This is a genomic window from Roseateles sp. P1_C1_2 (genome assembly GCF_056406535.1).
The window spans coordinates 42556-58120 of the sequence record NZ_JBFUAB010000008.1 but is presented as its reverse complement, the minus strand read 5'-3'; the positions used below and the strand labels follow the sequence as shown (position 1 = coordinate 58120).

Here is a 15565-nt window from a genome sequence, read left to right as displayed (position 1 = left end):
AGAACATCCGCTCAAGCCGCCCGTCGCATGGACATGTCGTCGCCTCCCGCCGCCCAGCCCCAAGGCATTGCCCTCGTCGAGCAATGGCTGGCCCTGGCCCGCAGCGGCCAATGGCCCTTGCCCCAGGTCATGGAGGCGGCCTCGCGCCTGCAGGCCGCCGGGGCGCTGGAAGCCGCCGCGCTGCTCTACCAGAGCTGGGTGGGCTCTACGAATTCGCCGCTGCGCCATGTGGCCTGCTTCAACTGGGGCGCCATCCTCGGCGAGATGCGCCGCCATGCCGACGCCGAAGGCGTCTATCGCATGGCCCTGACGCTGGCGCCGACCTTTGCCCAGGCGCGCCTGAACCTCGGCCACCAGCTCGAGCACCAGGGCCGCCCGGAAGAGGCCCTGGGCGAATGGCGCACCGTCTACGACGTCGAAAAACCCGAAAGCGTGGGCGCCGATCCGCTGGCCCTGCGCCTGCATGCCTTCAACAACGCCGCCCGCCTGCTGGAGCAGGAAAAGCGCTATGACGAGTCCGAGGCGCTGATGCGCCGCTCGCTGGAGCTCGACCCGCGCCAGAGCGACGTCGCCCAGCATTACGTGCACATCCGCCAGAAGCAATGCGCCTGGCCGGTCTACCAGACCGTCGGCGAGGTCACGCACAACCACCTCTTGATGAGCACCTCGCTGCTCGGCATGCTGGATGAGAGCGACGACCCGGCCCTGCAACTGCTGACGGCCCAGCGCTTCGTGCTGGAGAAGGTCACCAAGGTCACTGAGCCGCCGCTGCACAAGGGCCGCCAGCGCGAGGGCAAGATCAAGATCGGCTATTTGTCGGGCGACCTGCACATGCATGCCGTCGGCCTGCTGACGGCGGAGCTCTACGAGCTGCACGACAAGAGCAAGTTCGAGATCCACGCCTTCAGCTGGAGCCGCGACGACGGTACGCCGCTGCGCGCCCGCATCCGTGCGGCGATGGACCACTACACCCCGCTGCATGGCGTGCCCGAGCGCCGCGCCGCCGAGATGATTGCCGAGGCCGGCATCGACGTGCTGGTCGACCTGCAGGGCCTGACCAGCGGCGCCCGCCCGGGCATCCTGGCCTACCGCGGCGCCCCCATCCAGGTCAGCTACCTCGGCCTGCCCGCCACCTCGGCCCTGCCGGGCGTGGACTGGATCCTGGCCGACCGCTTCGTGATGCCGCCGGAGTCGCTGCCGTATCACACCGAAAAGCCCATCTACCTGCCGCACTGCTACCAGGTCAGCGACCGCACCCGCGCCGCCAACCCGGCGCCCAGCCGTGCCGAGATGGGGCTGCCGGAAGGCGCCTTCGTCTTCTGCGCCTTCAACAACAACCACAAGATGAGCGAGCAGGTCTGGCGCTGCTGGATGCGCGTGCTGCGCCAGGTGCCGAACAGCGTGCTGTGGCTGCTGGCCGACAACCCCTTTGCCAAGGCCAACCTGACCCGCGTCGCGGTGGAAGAGGGCATCGCCCCGGAACGCCTCGTCTTCGCGGGGCGCGCCCAGCCGGCCGACTACCTGGCCCGCTTCACGCTGGCCGACCTGTTCCTGGACACCTTCCCCTACAACGCCGGCACCACGGCCAGCGACTGCCTGTGGATGGGTACGCCCATCCTGACGCGCTCGGGCAGGACGTATATCTCCCGCATGGCCGGCAGCCTGCTGACGGCCGTCGGCCTGCCCGACCTGATCACGACGACGCTGGACGAATACGAGCAGCGCGCCATCCAGATCGGCAACCAGCCGGCCCGCGCGGCTTCTTACAAGCGTTACCTGGCCGAGCATGGCCACAGCTCGCCGTTGTTTGACATCCCGGCCATCGTGCGCGATATAGAGCGTGAATTCGAGCGCCTGGCGCTCGACGCGCGCAGCAGGACCTGATGTCACGCCAGCACGACCCCTTCTTTGACGGCCAGCCCCAGGCGCCGGGCCTGCGCCTGGCCGCCAATGGCGAACCGGCGCCGCCGCCGGACCCGCTGGAGAACCTCGCCAACCAGCCCGCCGGCGACCCGCTGCTGCAGGCACTGTCGTGGCTGACCCGCCACCACGGCCGGCCGCGCTCGCCCGAGTCGCTGCGCGCCGGTGCGCCGGTGGAAGGCGCCCTGGCGCCCGACAGCGCCATCCGCGTCATGCGCGAGGCGGGCTACAACGCCGGCCTGCTGCGCAAGAGCATCGACGACATCCACGAACTGCTGCTGCCGGCCGTGCTGCTGCTCAATGGCGGCGACGCCTGCGTGCTGGTGCGCCGCCTGGACGACCCCGCCACCGTGGCCGCCGGTGCCTGCCGCTACGAGGTGGTTTTCCCTGGCCCCGAGGCGGCTGCCGTGCCGGCCACGACGGCCGAGCTGGAGCCCGAGTACAGCGGCTTCATGCTGGCGGTGTCCCGCCAGGAGGCCGCCCAGGGCCAGCGCGCCGAGTCGCCGCTGCTCAAGCTGGCTGACAAGGGCCTGGCGTCGCACTGGCTGTGGGGCACGCTGAAGCGTTTCACGCCCTACTACCGCGCCTCCATGCTGGCGGCCCTGCTGTCCAACGTGCTGATGCTGGTGTCGGGCCTGGTCACCTCGGTCATCTACGACAAGGTCATTCCCCACCAGGCCATGGTCACGCTGTGGACGCTGACGGTCGGCGCCTCGGTGGCCCTGGTGTTCGACCTGTTCGCACGCCAGCTGCGTTCCCACCTCATCGACCTGGCCGGCCGCAAGGCCGACCTCGTCATCGGCGCCAAGCTCTACCGCCAGACCCTGGGCGTGCGCATGGAGCACAAGCCCGCTTCGGCCGGCGCCTATGCCGCCCACCTGGCCCAGGTGGAGATGGTGCGCGAGTTCTTCACCGGCGCCACGCTGTCGGCGCTGTCGGACCTGCCCTTCCTGGTCATCTTCATCGGCATGACCTTTGTCATCGGCGGGCCGCTGGGCTGGGTGCTGGTGCTGGCCGTGCCCGTCATCATGGGCCTGTCCTGGGCCATCCAGGGCGCGCTGCGCCGGGCCATGAGCACCAATATGCAGGAGACGGCCGACCTGCATGGCACCCTCGTCGAATCCCTCGAGGGGCTGGAAGACCTGAAGACCTCGGGCGCCGAAGGCCGCTTCCTGCGCCGCTACGAGCGCACCACCGCCATCGTGGCCGACACCGCCCTGACTTCGCGCGCGCTGTCCAGCTGGAGCATGAACCTCTCCAGCACGCTGCAGCAGGCGGTCAACCTCATCATCCTCGTCTGGGGCGTCTACCTGATCCATGACGGCGTCATCTCGGCCGGCGCGCTGATCGGCTCGGTGATGTTCGCCAGCCGCGCCATCGCGCCGCTGGGCAGCCTCGTCAGCCTGGCGACGCGCTACCAGGGCGCCCGGGCGGCCATGCTGGCGCTGAACCAGATGATGAATGCGCCGGTCGAGCGCGACAGCAGCCGCAACTATGTGCCGCTGTCCCAGGTCAGCGGCAAGGTCGGCCTGCACGACGTCGGCTTCAGCTACCCGCCCCAGCCCCAGCCCGGCCACCAGCCGGCGGGCGACGCGGCCTCGCCCAAGGTGCTGCGCAACGTCACCATGCGCCTGGAGGCCGGCGAACGCGTCGCCATCCTGGGCCGCATCGGCAGCGGCAAGTCCACCATCCTGCGCATGCTCGGTGGCCTCTACCAGCCGTCCGAGGGCATGGTCGAGGTCGACGGCATCGACCTGCGCCAGGTCGACCCGGCGGAGTACCGCTCGCGCGTCGGTTTCGTCAGCCAGGAGCCGCGCCTGTTCGTCGGCACGCTGCGCGACAACGTGATGATGGGCCGCGCCCACCTGGACGCCAGCCGCCTCGTCGAGGTGGCCAAGCTGACCGGGCTGGATCGCGTCGTCGCCGGCCACCCGATGGGCTGGGACCTGCCGGTGGGCGAAATGGGCCAGTTGCTGTCCGGCGGCCAGCGCCAGCTCGTCGCCCTGGCCCGCGCCCTCGTCACCAAGCCGCAGATCCTGCTGATGGACGAACCCACCAGCTCCATGGACGCCCAGAGCGAGATGGCATTCCTGCGCCAGCTGCGCGATGCGGCCGGCACGGCCACCCTCGTCGTCGTGACCCACCGCCCGGCGGTGCTGGAACTGGTGCAGCGCATCGTCGTCGTCGACGGCGGCCGCATTGTCATGGACGGCCCGCGCGACCAGGTGCTGGCGGCGCTGTCGGGCGTGCGCCCGGCCGCGGCGCCCGGCGCCCAGGGCGGTGAGGGCGTTCACATGCACCCGTCCGCCCAGCCCGTGCAGCGCTCCGCTTCCGTATGACGTCGGCCCTGACCAAGGAAGAGGGCCTCTTCGTCAGCGCCCTGCATGCCGCGCACATCGACGAGCCCCTGCCGCGTGCGACCTGGGCGCTCTATCTGCTGTGCGCCGTCGTCACGGTGGCCATCACCTGGTCGGCCCTGGCCAAGGTGGACGAGATCACGCGCAGCGACGGCCGCATCGTGCCGGACGGGCGCGAGCAGGTCATTGCCAGCCTGGACGCCGGCATCCTGCGCGAGCTGAAAGTTCGCGAGGGCCAGGAGGTGCAGGTCGGCCAGGAGCTTGTCGACCTGGACCCGACCCGTGTCGAGGCCCAGCAGAACGAAGGCCAGGCCAAGCTGCTGGCCCTGAAGGCCGCCGCCGCGCGCCTGACGGCCGAGGCCAATGGCCGCGCCAGCATCCAGTGGCCGCGCGATGTCGACGCCAAGGCGCGCTATGCCCAGGGCGAGACCGAGTCCTTCGAGGCGCGCAAGCATCTGCTGGACGAGGCGGTCGGCAGCATCAACCGCAGCCTGGGGTTGATCTCCAAGGAACTCAAGCTGGCCCAGGACATGTCCAGGAGCGGCCTGATGAGCGACGTGGAAGTGATGCGCCTGAACCGCCAGGTCAACGAGATCCAGCAGCAGCGCGCCGAGCGCATCTCGCGCTACCGCCAGGAGGCCAGCCAGGAACTGGTGCGGGTGCAGAGCGAGATGGCCCAGCTCGACGAACAGATGGTGGTGCGCCAGGACGCGCTGACGCGCACCGTGCTGAAGTCGCCCGTACATGGCGTCGTCAAGAGCATCAAGGCCGGCACCATCGGCGGCGTGGTCGCCAGCGGCGCACCCATCCTCGAGATCTCGCCCATCGGCCCCAAGGTGCTGGTGGAGGCCAAGATCAAGCCCAAGGACATCGGCTTCATCCGCCTGGGCCAGACGGCCGAGGTCAAGCTGGCCGGCTATGACTTCAACACCTATGGCGGCCTGGAAGGCAAGGTCACCTACATGGGCCCCGACGCCGTCACCGAGGGCGACAAATCGGGCGAAGGCCATTACCGCGTCATCGTCACCGCCGAGCGCAACAACCTCAAGTACAAGGGCGAGAAGCTGCCCGTCATCCCCGGCATGACCTCGCAGGTCGAGATCAAGACCGGCGAGCGCTCGGTGCTGAGCTATCTGCTGCGGCCGATGATGAAGTCACAGGAAGCGCTGCGGGAGCGGTGACGCCTAGTGGCGGCACCGCCTTTACCCTCCATATGCTCATCAAGGACAGGCGGGGTAGTTCGCCTGGAAGGCCGCGCGGCCGGCCGGGGCGGTGTAGTCCTCGGCGCTCGGGGTGTTGATCGTGTACGTGCAGCCGTAGCTGGGCAGGGCCACCGTGGCCGCCGTGCTCACGTCGTCACCCGCCGGCTTGGGCCCGCCGGCCTCCCACTTGACCATGTCGTCGAAAGCCTTGGTGGCTTCGGCGGCGGTGAAGGCGCAGTGGCCCACGTCACGGATGGCGCGCTGCACCAGCCATTTGTCGTTGCCCTTGGCCTTGGCCCGCGCGGCGTAGACCTGCTCCATCTTGAACGGGACAAACAGGTCGCCCAGCGTGTGGAGGGTCACGACCGGCACGCTGAAGTCGCCGGCCACCTGCGGAATCCAGCGCAGGCCGTCGCGGCGCAGGCGGTTGGCATCCGCCGTCGGCTTGATCTTGAAGATGCTGTTGTTGAAGGCCGTGTCCAGCGCGGTGGTGCTGGCGCTGGACGCATCGACCTTGTAGGTCAGTGCGGTGGTGTCGAGCACATTGGCGGTCAGGATGCCATTGATCGTGCCGTCGCCGCCAATGGACGCCCAGATGTTGCCCTGGTTGCCGGCGTTGGCCCAGCCTTCGGCGAAGAACGGGCGTGGCCCGCCGCTGAGGTAGGCGACGATGTTCTTGAGCTTGTCGCCGATGGCGTTGGTCTGGGTCGGAAAGGTGGTCCAGAGCGTGGCCTGGATGGCCGGGGCTATTGCCGGGAAGTCGGCCTGCGGAAAGCTGCTCATCGGGAGCCCGGCCAGTTGCTGCGCGGCCAGCTGGTAGCCGGCGAAGTAGTTGAACAGCTCGTTGTCGCCCACCACGCCGCATAGGGGCACCGCGCCGTTGTATTTGACCTTGTTCACCGCGTTGGCCTGTGCCTCCGCCTCGATGGCCGCGGCCGTGATGTGGCCGCCCATCGAGACGCCGGTGATGAAGATCTTGCTCGGCGCGGCCAGCGTGCGGCCGTTGGCGGCTGCCAGCGAGACAAACTTGTTGGCGAGCGCGTTCGTGTCCTCCACGCCGGCCTTCACGTCGTAGTAATTCTTGGAATAGCTGGACGCCGCCCAGGCGTAGCCGTTGGCGATCAGGTAGCGCCGCATGATGGGCGTGCCGACCGTGAGGCTGGCACCGGTGCCGGCATAGCCGTGCGCCCACATGACGAGCTGTCCGTTCCAGCCGGTCTTGGGCACTTCGATGCGATAGGCCGAGCCGTTCAGCACGCCCACCCAGCGGTCGGTGTCTGCGGCACCCGCGAGGGCCGTGAAGCCGGTTTCCACCGCCGGCGTGAACGTGCGCGTGTCCTGCGGCCGGGTGTCCTCGGGCATGGGGGCTGGCGCGGGCGCCGGTGCCGGGGCGGGGTCGCTGCCACCCCCGCCGCAGGCGCTCAACGCCAGGGCCGCGGCGAAGCAGGCGCCCACGACGCGCGGGCGAGGGCAGTTTTGGATCGAATTCATGGATTGTCTCCAGATGGATGCCGGCGCTCGACAGTTGGCGCCGTGAGGCGACGGTAGGCAAGGCGAGTGGCCCGCGCAGTCCGGTTGGCGACTCGGCGGCACCCCTAACTCGCAGTCAACGGGCCGGGCCGCGCGGGTGGAAACCACAGCCTCACCGACGAAAACCACCCCCGCACCCGCGCTTTTTCAGGCTTTGGACCGAGGGTGCGGATGGTCTAGTCACGGAGCCATGCTGTACCCGCTCCGTCCCCTCATCGCCCTCGGCTTCGCCGCGACACTTGCCATCCCGGGCTCCCTCGCGCTGGCGCAGTCGCGCCCAGCCAAGACGGCCACGCCGCCACCCGCCCCGGTCGCCGAGGCGCCCGCATCGCAGGGCCGCTGCAACGAGGACGACGCCGGCCTGTCACGCCTGGGCCGCGACATGAGCGCCCTCGAGACCCAGAGCGGCGACCCGCGTGCCGCGCTGCAGACGCTGATCGGCGCGACGCTGTCGCGCAGCAAGGCCCTGGGCGCCGTGCGCCTGCTGGCCGACGCCGCCCGCTCCGACCTCGAGGAGACGCGCGCTCTGGGCATGCCGACGGCCAGCCTCACCATCAGCACGAATGGCGTCTATCAGAAAGCCGGTAGCGTGACGGTCGGCCGTGGCGGCCAGGCCGGTGCGACGCTCTCGGCCGGCATGCCGGTGTGGGACTCCGGCCGCATCGCCAAGCTGACCGAATGGCGCAAGGAACTCGCCGAAGTCGCGGCCCAAGGCCAGCGCAGCGCCGAGGAGCAGTTGTCGCTCAACGTCGTCACGCTGGCACTGGACCGCAGCCGCTATGTGCTGCAGGGCCAGGTCTACACCCAGTACGTGCGCAAGATGGCCTGCCTGGTCGATGCGCTGGAGATCATCACCAAGGCCGACCGCGGCCGCGCCAGCGAGCTGGTGCAGGCGCAGAAGAGCCTGCAGCAGGCCGACCTGTCGCTGGAGCAGACCATGTCGGCACTGCGCCAGACCGAGGTGCGCATGCGCCGCCTGGTGGGCGAGCCGCTGCCGCCCAGCATCGGCATGACGGCCCAGCTGTCGGTGATGCCCGACCTGGAGCAGATGCAGAGCGACATCCTGCTCGGTGCCGACGTCGCCCAGGCCGAGGCCCAGGCGCGCTCGCAGCGCAGCTTTGCCGAGTCCGTCATCGCCGGCCAGAGGCCCAGCGTCAACCTGACCAGCAGCGCCAGTGCGATGTTCCGCAGCGGCCCCGGCGAATCGCGCTCGAACGACATCGGTGCCGGCGTGTCCGTCACCATCCCCATCCTGCAGCCCGGCGCCCAGGCCCAGGCCAGCGCCGCCGTGCAGCGCTACCGCGCCACCGTGTTGCAGCGCGACGAGGCCATCGAAGCCAAGCGCTACCGCCTGTTGGAGATGAACGAGGTCGGTGCGTCCACGCTGGACCGCGCGCGGCGCATCGTCGAGATCCTGCGCAACAGCGACCGCGTGCGCGCGTCCACGCTGCAGCAATGGCAGCAGCTCGGCCGCCGCTCGCTGTTCGACGTGATGGCCGCCGAGGGCGACTACTACTCGATGCGCGTCGCCCATGTGAACGCGATGTTCGACGCCCAGCAGATCGTCGCCTTGATCTGGTCCATGGGCCGCGGCGTTTCCGCGCCGCTGCGTTAGGCATACTGAAAGCCGTCACAGTTCGGGAGACATATCGATGACGGAAGGCAGCGGCTTCGTGCATTCGCACGCCCTGGTCGAATCCACGCAGATCGGGCCGCGCACGCGCATCTGGGCCTTCGTGCATGTGCTGCCGGGTGCCCGCATCGGTGCCGACTGCAACATCGCCGACCATATCTTCATCGAGAACGAGGTCGTCGTCGGCGACCGCGTCACGCTCAAGAGCGGCGTGCACCTGTGGGACGGCGTCACGCTGGAGGACGACGTCCTCGTCGGCCCCAACGCGGCCTTCTCCAATGACCCCGCGCCGCGCAGCCGCGTCAAGCCCGCCGAGCTGCTGAAGACGCGTGTGCGCGCCGGTGCCAGCATCGGCGCCAACGCCACCATCCGCGCGGGCGTCACCATTGGCCCCGGCGCCCTGGTCAGCGACGGCGCCGTCGTCACGCGCGACGTGCCGCCGCGCGCCATCGTCGCCGGCAACCCCGCCCACATCACCGGCTATCTCGACACGCCGGAGGTGCAGGTCAGCGGCCCGGCGATTTCCGCCCAGCGCCTGGGCAGCGAACTGCCGGCCCTGCAGGCGCGTGGCGCCAGGTTGCATGCCCTGCCCAAGATCGTCGACCTGCGCGGCGCCTTGAGCTTCGGCGAGATCGGCGCCCATCTGCCGTTCACGCCGCAGCGCTTTTTCATCGTCTACGACGCGCCCAGCGAAGAGGTGCGCGGCGAACATGCCCACAAGGCCTGCCACCAGTTCCTCGTCTGCGTGAAGGGCAGCTGCACCATCGTGCTGGACGACGGCGAGAAGCGCGACGAGCTGCGCCTGGACAGCGCCAAGGTCGGCCTGCACATCCCGCCCATGGTCTGGGGCATCCAGTACCGCTTCTCGGCCGACGCCGTGCTGCTGGTGCTGGCCTCGGACACCTATGACGCGGACGACTACATCCGCAGCTACGACGACTTCCTCGCCGCCGTCGGCAAGACTCCCGCATGAAGATTCCCTTCCTCGACCTGCAACCCACCTATGCCGCCTCGCGCGCGGCCATCGACGCGGCGCTGTCCCGCGTCGCCGGCAGCGGCTGGTTCATCATGGGCAAGGAGCTGGAGGCTTTCGAGTCGCAATGGGCGGCCTATTGCGGCTCGACCCATGCGGTAGGCCTGGGCAATGGGCTGGACGCCTTGCACCTGGGCCTGCGCGCGCTGGGCGTGGGGGAGGGCGACGAGGTCATCGTGCCGTCCAACACCTATATCGCGACCTGGCTGGCCGTCAGCCAGTGCGGTGCGACGCCGGTGCCGGTGGAGCCCGATGCGCGCACCTACAACCTCGACCCGGCCCGCATCGAAGCCGCCATCACGCCTGCTACCCGTGTCATCCTGCCCGTCCACCTCTACGGTCAGCCGGCCGACATGGACGCGATCAACGCCATCGCCGGCAAGCATGGCCTGAAGGTGCTGGACGACTGCGCCCAGGCCCWTGGCGCGCGCTGGGGTGGCCGCCGCGTCGGCGGCACGGCCGATGTGTCGGCCTGGAGCTTCTACCCCGGCAAGAACCTCGGCGCCATGGGCGACGGCGGCGGCCTGACGACGAACGACACCGGCGTGGCCGAGCGCGTGCGCGTGCTGCGCAACTACGGCTCCAAGGTCAAGTACCACAACGAGGTCAAGGGCGTGAACTCGCGCCTGGACGAGATGCAGGCCGCCGTGCTCGCCGCCAAGCTGCCCGAGCTGGACGCGCTGACGAACGAGCGCCGCCGCATCGCCGCCCAGCTGCTGGACGGGTTGAGCAGTGCCAACGTCGTGCTGCCCTTCGTGCCGGCGCAGGCCGACCCGGCCTGGCATCTCTTCGTCATCCGCCATGAAGCCCGCGACCGCCTGCAGGCCGCGCTGTCCGAGCGCGGCATCGGCACGCTGATCCATTACCCCGTGCCGCCGCATCTGCAACCCGCCTATGCCGAGCTGGGCAGGGGCAAGGGCGACTTCCCCGTCTCCGAGGCCATCCACCGCGAGGTGCTGAGCCTGCCGCTGTGGCCCGGCATGAGCGAGGCGCAGATAGCCGCCGTCGTCGCGGCGGTCAAGGGCTGCGCGTGAGCGCATCGCCCGCGCTGGAGCACAGCCTGCGCCGCATGGCCGCGCAGGAGACGCTGTTCGCGCCGCGGCCCAGCCGGCTGGACCTCCTCGGCCTGGCGCTGGACCCGGCTCAAGGCCAGTCGCGCCGCATCAACATCTGGCGCAACCACGCCATCGAGACGCTGCTGACGCTGGCCAAGCCCTATCTGGACTGGGCCGACCTGGCGCTGGACCCCTGGCTGTCCGGCTATGACGACAGCCTCTCCTTCGCCGAGCATGCGCCGGCCGAGCTGGAGCTGCTGTGGTTGGACGCGTCGCGCCTGCCGGCCGATGCGGGCTGGCTGAACGGCCGCATCGCCGCTTTGCGCGCCATCAGCCGCGCGCCCATCCTCGTGCTGGCCACCGCGCCCGTCGAGGCCTCAGGCCCGGATGTGCAGGCCGCCGACCTGGCCGCCGTCTGCGAAGCCGCCGGCGTGCCGCTGCTGGATGCGCGCCTGGCCAAGGTGGCCGGCTCGCCGCTGTCCGCCGCGGCCCAGTCCGTCATCGCGCGCGAGCTGGCCTGCCGCTGGCTGCCGGCCCTGCTGCTGCCCCCGGTCAAGGCCGTGGCGGTCGATCTTGACCACACGCTGTATGCCGGCGTGCTGGGCGAGGACGGCCCCGACGGCGTGCTGCTGACGCCGGGCCACGCCGAGTTGCAACGCCAGATCAAGGCCTTGCGCGAGCGCGGCATCTTCATCGCCCTGGTGTCGCGCAACGAGCATGCCGACGTGAAGGCACTGTTCGAGGCGCGCGCCGACTTCCCGCTGCGCTGGGACGACTTCTCGGTCACCGAGGTCTCCTGGGGCGACAAGGCCGAGGCGCTGCAGCGCGTGGCGCAGGCCCTCAACATCGACGTGTCGGCCGTCGCCTTCGTCGACGACAACCCCGGCGAGCTGGCCCAGGTGGCCGCGCGCCTGCCGACGCTGCGCAGCGTCTTCGCCCATGCCGACGCCGCGCTGACCAGCCGCGTGCTGGGCCATCTTCCGGCGCTGTGGCGCTGGCGGGTCAGCGCCGAGGACGCCAAGCGCGTCGACGACCAGCGCGCCAACAGCCAGCGCGCCGAACTGGCATCGGCCGACCCCGAGGCCTATTTCAAGTCCCTGGGCGTGAAGCTGCGCTTCTCGCTGAACGACCGCGCCCAGCTCGCCCGCATGGCCGAGATGAGCGGCAAGACCAACCAGTTCAACCTCGCGCTGGCGCGGCTGGGCGAGGCTGACTACGCCGCGCGGCTGAATGACCCAGCGGGCGCCATCGTCACCATCGAATTGGCCGACCGCTTCTCCGACAGCGGCGTCATCGGCTTGCTGGCGGCGCACACCGGCAGCGACGGCATCGTCGTCGACGAGTTGCTGATCTCTTGCCGCGCCATGGGCCGGCGCCTGGAGGACAGCATCGTCATCGGTGCGCTGCAATGCCTGCCCGTCGGCGCCGTGCGTTTCCAGGTCACCGAAGGCCCGCGCAACCAACCCGCTCGCCAGTGGCTGGGCGAGGCCACAGAATGGCCGGCCGAGCGTGTCCAATCCTTCGCGCCGCCCGACGGCGTCCACATCGAGAGAATCGTTCCGTGATCAACACCGTCCTCGACGCCCTGCGCGTCGTGCTCAAGACCGAGGTCAATGCCGACACGTCCGTGCACAACACGCCGCAATGGGACTCGCTGCGCCACATCGAGGTCATCTTCGCTGTGGAGGACGCCACCGGCGTGCAGTTCGACGAGGCCGAGCTGAGCGAGTTGAACAGCGTCGCGCGCATCGTCGCGGCCATCGAGGCCAAGCGTGCGCCATGAGCTGAATCTCAGAGGCGCGGCCTTCGGCCTGCGGCCGGTGCGCGACGACGATGCGGAATTCATCGTCGGCCTGCGCAGCGACCCCGAGCTGGGCCGCTGGCTGAACCCGACGTCGCCCCACGTGGCCGACCAGCTGGACTGGCTGGCGCGCTACTACGAGCGGCCGGGCGACTACTACTTCGTCATCGAGCGGCTGTCGACGGGCGCCGCCGAGGGGCTGATCGGCGTCTATGACGTCGAGGGCGGCGAGGCCGAATGGGGCCGTTGGCTGCTGAAGCCCGGCTCGCTGGCCGCGGTCGAGAGCGCGGCGCTGATCTACCGCTGCGCCTTCGAGCTGCTGGACCTGGACGCCGTCTGCTGCCGCACGCTGGCGGCCAACGAGCGTGTCGTGTCCTTCCACGATTCCTGCGGTATCGCCGAGCGGCGCCTGCTGCCTGGCCATGTCGAGCTGCGCGGCGAGCGCCGGGATGCCGTCGAGCACCGCCTGAGGCGCGAGGCCTGGGGCGCCGTCGACGCGCGCCTTTCGCAGCTGGCCCAGCTCACGGCCCGGAGGTTGCAGCGTGGCGCCTGACGCATTGCCGCAAGGCTTCGATTTCCACCACCTGGGTTACGCCTGCGCCGACCTGGCCAAGGATCAGGCGCAGTTCGAGCGCCTGGGCTATGCCGTCGAAGGCGAGGCCTTCGAAGACCCGGTGCAAGGCATCAGCGGCGTCTTCCTGACCGGCGCCGGGCCCCGTGTCGAGCTGCTGCAGAACCTGCCCGGCAGCACGACGCTCAAGCCCTGGCTGGAGCAGGGCACGCGCATCTACCACTTCGCCTACGTGGTGCCCGACATGGCGCAGGCCCTGGCCTGGGCGCGCACGCAGCGCGCCGTCACGACGGTCCAGCCCGTGCCGGCCGTGGCCTTCGGCGGGCGCCACATCGCCTTCGTGATGCTGCGCACTGGCTTCATGCTGGAGTTCATCGAGAAATGACTCAACCCGACCTCAATGCCATCGCCCAGAAGGCCTATCTGACCGACTCGACGGGCGAGGGCTTCATCGAGCCGCTGATCCACGCGACCCAGCTGCCCAGTCTGCTCGCCCGCATCGGCGCGGCGCCGCGCCGCGTGCTGGAGATGGGCTTCGGCGAAGGCACCATCACCGGGCCGCTGCTGGAGGCCGGCTATGACGTCGAGCTGGTGGAAGGCTCCAGCGCGCTGTGCGACGACGCCCGCGCGCGCTTCGGTGCGGGCCTGCCGGTGCATTGCAGCTATTTCGAGCGCTTCACGCCCAAGCAGCGTTTTGATCGCGTGCTGGCCCTGCATGTGCTCGAGCATGTCGTCGAGGACGCCGCCGTCGTCGAGAAGATGCACGACTGGCTGGCGCCGGGCGGCCAGGTCATCGCCGTCGTACCCAATGCCGAGTCCCTGCACCGCCAGCTCGCCGTCATGATGGGCCTGCAGCCCCAGCTGGATTCGCTGTCGCCGCGCGACCATCTCGTCGGCCACCAGCGGGTCTACAACCTGGCGGGCTTCATCGCGCTGTTCGAGCAGGCCGGCTTCGAGGTCGTCGAGCAGTTCGGCTATTTCGTGAAGACCGTGCCCAACGGCATGATGACGACGTGGAAGCCCGAGCTGATCCGCTCGCTGACGCAGATCTCCGACCAACTGCCGCCGCGGCTGCTGGCCAATATCGGCCTCGTCGCCCGCCCCCGCACATGAGCAGCAGCCCCAACTTCCTCGAACTGGTGCGGCGGCTGGAGGCCCACCAGGCCGCTGGCGAGTGGCCGGCCATGATGCTGGAGATCACCAACATCGTCATCGCCGTCGTCAACGACCCGCGCGCCAAGGGCCTGGTGTTCGGCTCGGCCGAACTGGACCGCTTCTGCCTGGCGGCGGGTGCGATGTCGGCGCGCCATCTGGGCATCCAGACGCCGACCGACTACAACGAYCATGTCGCCGTGCATGTCGCCACGGAGCTCTACGAYGGCCAAGGCGGCCACTCGCTGGCGCTGAAGGATGTGATCCGTGCGCGGCCCGACCTGACCCATGTCGTCGTCGTCACCAATCTGCATGACCGCACGCTGCCGCTGGAGCGCTTCAACCGCGACCTCGAGCGGCCGGTGCAGATCGTGCTGGCGCCCAAGCTGCCGCTGCAGGACAAGATGGGTTGGCTGCAGCTGCAGCTGGCCACGCTCAAGCCTGGCCTGCTGACGCTGTTCAACCACCACTACGACACGGCGGCCATCGGCGCGGCCCAGCCCGGCGTGGCGCGTGAGACGGCCTATTTCCACCATGCCGACCACGACATGGCGCTGGGCGTCTTCCTGCCGCATGCCCTGCATGTGGACTGCACCAACCTGTCCCACCACAAGTGCCAGCACTACCTGGGCGTGCACAAGCCGGTCTACTGGCCGCTGGTGTCGCCCGACCTGGGCGCGCGCGCGGCGCATGGCTTCTTGGTAGACGGCCAGCCGACGACCTGCTCGCATGGTTCGTCCGGCAAGTTCATGTCGCCCGGCCGCTACGACTACTTCGACGTCATGCTGCGCCGCCTGGCCGAGGTGGGCGGCACGCATGTGCATGTGGGCTCGCTGCCCGACGACGTGCTCGCGGCCTTCCGCGCCAGGCTGGGCGAGGCGGGTATTGCCCAGGAGCGCTTCATCCACCAGCCGCCCGTGCCCAGCCTGTGGGGCTGGCTGCGCGACAGCCGCGTGGACCTGTGCATCTCCTCCTTCCCTATCCAGGGCGGCAAGGGCCTCGTGGAGACCCAGGGCGCCGGCCTGCCGGTGCTGATGCAGCAGAGCAGCCTGTCCAAGCACCACTCGACGCGCGATCTGATCTACGACAGCGCGCTGTGGTGGGAAACGCCGGACGACCTCATCCGCGTGCTGCGCGGCCTGACGCCCGAATTGCTCGCCGATCAGGCCCGCGCTTCACGCAGTTTCTACGAGCAGTGGCACCATCCGCGCGAGCTGGCCTATGCGCTGGCCAATCCGCGCCGCACGGCGGCCTGCCCGCCGGTGCAGCACCCGCCGGTGGACACGCTGGCCCTCTATCTGAGGTGAGCGC

13 protein-coding genes are annotated in these 15565 nt (G+C 69.7%); 12 read left to right on the top strand and 1 reads right to left on the bottom strand.

All coding sequences use genetic code 11. From position 1 onward, the window contains the following. Positions 1 to 33: 33 nt before the first annotated feature. The 3 genes from AC1D2H_RS09390 to AC1D2H_RS09380 are packed head-to-tail and all read left to right on the top strand — an operon-like array spanning position 34 to position 5458. The gene (locus AC1D2H_RS09390; RefSeq protein WP_478010755.1) at positions 34 to 1884 is read left to right on the top strand and encodes an O-linked N-acetylglucosamine transferase, SPINDLY family protein; all 1851 of its coding nucleotides are present in this window, start codon (positions 34 to 36) and stop codon (positions 1882 to 1884) included. Next, positions 1884 to 4259 carry a type I secretion system permease/ATPase gene (locus AC1D2H_RS09385; protein ID WP_478010754.1) on the top strand — a complete coding sequence of 792 codons (2376 nt, stop codon included), beginning with the start codon at positions 1884 to 1886 and terminating at the stop codon, positions 4257 to 4259. Before AC1D2H_RS09390 ends, AC1D2H_RS09385 begins: the two co-directional genes overlap by 1 nt. After that, positions 4256 to 5458, top strand: coding sequence for an HlyD family type I secretion periplasmic adaptor subunit (locus AC1D2H_RS09380; RefSeq protein ID WP_477933903.1), 1203 nt, complete (start codon positions 4256 to 4258; stop codon positions 5456 to 5458). The genes AC1D2H_RS09385 and AC1D2H_RS09380 overlap by 4 nt, the downstream gene beginning before the upstream one ends. A 39-nt stretch (positions 5459 to 5497) precedes the next feature. On the opposite strand, the gene AC1D2H_RS09375 is transcribed toward AC1D2H_RS09380, so the two are convergent. Continuing rightward, a complete protein-coding gene (locus AC1D2H_RS09375) occupies positions 5498 to 6970 on the bottom strand; it encodes an alpha/beta hydrolase (RefSeq protein WP_478010753.1) in 1473 nt (490 codons plus the stop codon). A 229-nt stretch (positions 6971 to 7199) separates the two neighbouring features. Between AC1D2H_RS09375 and AC1D2H_RS09370 the strand changes: the two genes are divergently transcribed. From AC1D2H_RS09370 to AC1D2H_RS09330, 9 genes are read left to right on the top strand one after another with little or no spacing between them, the layout of a single operon-like run. Then, a complete protein-coding gene (locus AC1D2H_RS09370; RefSeq protein WP_478010752.1) occupies positions 7200 to 8624 on the top strand; it encodes a TolC family protein in 1425 nt (474 codons plus the stop codon). A gap of 37 nt (positions 8625 to 8661) precedes the next feature. Further along, the gene (locus AC1D2H_RS09365; RefSeq protein WP_478010751.1) at positions 8662 to 9615 is read left to right on the top strand and encodes a WxcM-like domain-containing protein; all 954 of its coding nucleotides are present in this window, start codon (positions 8662 to 8664) and stop codon (positions 9613 to 9615) included. Then, entirely contained in the window at positions 9612 to 10709 is a 1098-nt protein-coding gene (locus AC1D2H_RS09360) for a DegT/DnrJ/EryC1/StrS family aminotransferase (RefSeq protein WP_478010750.1), read from the top strand. The genes AC1D2H_RS09365 and AC1D2H_RS09360 overlap by 4 nt, the downstream gene beginning before the upstream one ends. Continuing rightward, positions 10706 to 12295 (top strand): HAD-IIIC family phosphatase, encoded by a 1590-nt coding sequence (locus AC1D2H_RS09355; RefSeq protein WP_478010749.1) that lies wholly within the window; start codon positions 10706 to 10708, stop codon positions 12293 to 12295. The genes AC1D2H_RS09360 and AC1D2H_RS09355 overlap by 4 nt, the downstream gene beginning before the upstream one ends. After that, the gene (locus tag AC1D2H_RS09350) at positions 12292 to 12513 is read left to right on the top strand and encodes an acyl carrier protein (RefSeq protein WP_477933916.1); all 222 of its coding nucleotides are present in this window, start codon (positions 12292 to 12294) and stop codon (positions 12511 to 12513) included. The genes AC1D2H_RS09355 and AC1D2H_RS09350 overlap by 4 nt, the downstream gene beginning before the upstream one ends. Continuing rightward, entirely contained in the window at positions 12503 to 13084 is a 582-nt protein-coding gene (locus tag AC1D2H_RS09345) for a GNAT family N-acetyltransferase (protein WP_478010748.1), read from the top strand. Before AC1D2H_RS09350 ends, AC1D2H_RS09345 begins: the two co-directional genes overlap by 11 nt. Further along, positions 13074 to 13487 carry a VOC family protein gene (locus AC1D2H_RS09340; RefSeq protein WP_477933920.1) on the top strand — a complete coding sequence of 138 codons (414 nt, stop codon included), beginning with the start codon at positions 13074 to 13076 and terminating at the stop codon, positions 13485 to 13487. Before AC1D2H_RS09345 ends, AC1D2H_RS09340 begins: the two co-directional genes overlap by 11 nt. Continuing rightward, entirely contained in the window at positions 13484 to 14215 is a 732-nt protein-coding gene (locus AC1D2H_RS09335; protein WP_478010747.1) for a class I SAM-dependent methyltransferase, read from the top strand. The genes AC1D2H_RS09340 and AC1D2H_RS09335 overlap by 4 nt, the downstream gene beginning before the upstream one ends. Continuing rightward, positions 14212 to 15561, top strand: coding sequence for a hypothetical protein (locus AC1D2H_RS09330; RefSeq protein ID WP_478010746.1), 1350 nt, complete (start codon positions 14212 to 14214; stop codon positions 15559 to 15561). The genes AC1D2H_RS09335 and AC1D2H_RS09330 overlap by 4 nt, the downstream gene beginning before the upstream one ends. Positions 15562 to 15565: the final 4 nt, after the last annotated feature.

What these genes read in the sequence shown, in the direction of transcription:
- AC1D2H_RS09390 (WP_478010755.1), top strand. Translation starts at nt 34, where the DNA reads ATGTCGTCGCCTCCCGCCGCCCAGCCCCAAGGCATTGCCCTCGTCGAG.
- AC1D2H_RS09385 (WP_478010754.1), top strand. Translation starts at nt 1,884, where the DNA reads ATGTCACGCCAGCACGACCCCTTCTTTGACGGCCAGCCCCAGGCGCCG.
- AC1D2H_RS09380 (WP_477933903.1), top strand. Translation starts at nt 4,256, where the DNA reads ATGACGTCGGCCCTGACCAAGGAAGAGGGCCTCTTCGTCAGCGCCCTG.
- AC1D2H_RS09375 (WP_478010753.1), bottom strand. Translation starts at nt 6,970, where the DNA reads ATGAATTCGATCCAAAACTGCCCTCGCCCGCGCGTCGTGGGCGCCTGC.
- AC1D2H_RS09370 (WP_478010752.1), top strand. Translation starts at nt 7,200, where the DNA reads ATGCTGTACCCGCTCCGTCCCCTCATCGCCCTCGGCTTCGCCGCGACA.
- AC1D2H_RS09365 (WP_478010751.1), top strand. Translation starts at nt 8,662, where the DNA reads ATGACGGAAGGCAGCGGCTTCGTGCATTCGCACGCCCTGGTCGAATCC.
- AC1D2H_RS09335 (WP_478010747.1), top strand. Translation starts at nt 13,484, where the DNA reads ATGACTCAACCCGACCTCAATGCCATCGCCCAGAAGGCCTATCTGACC.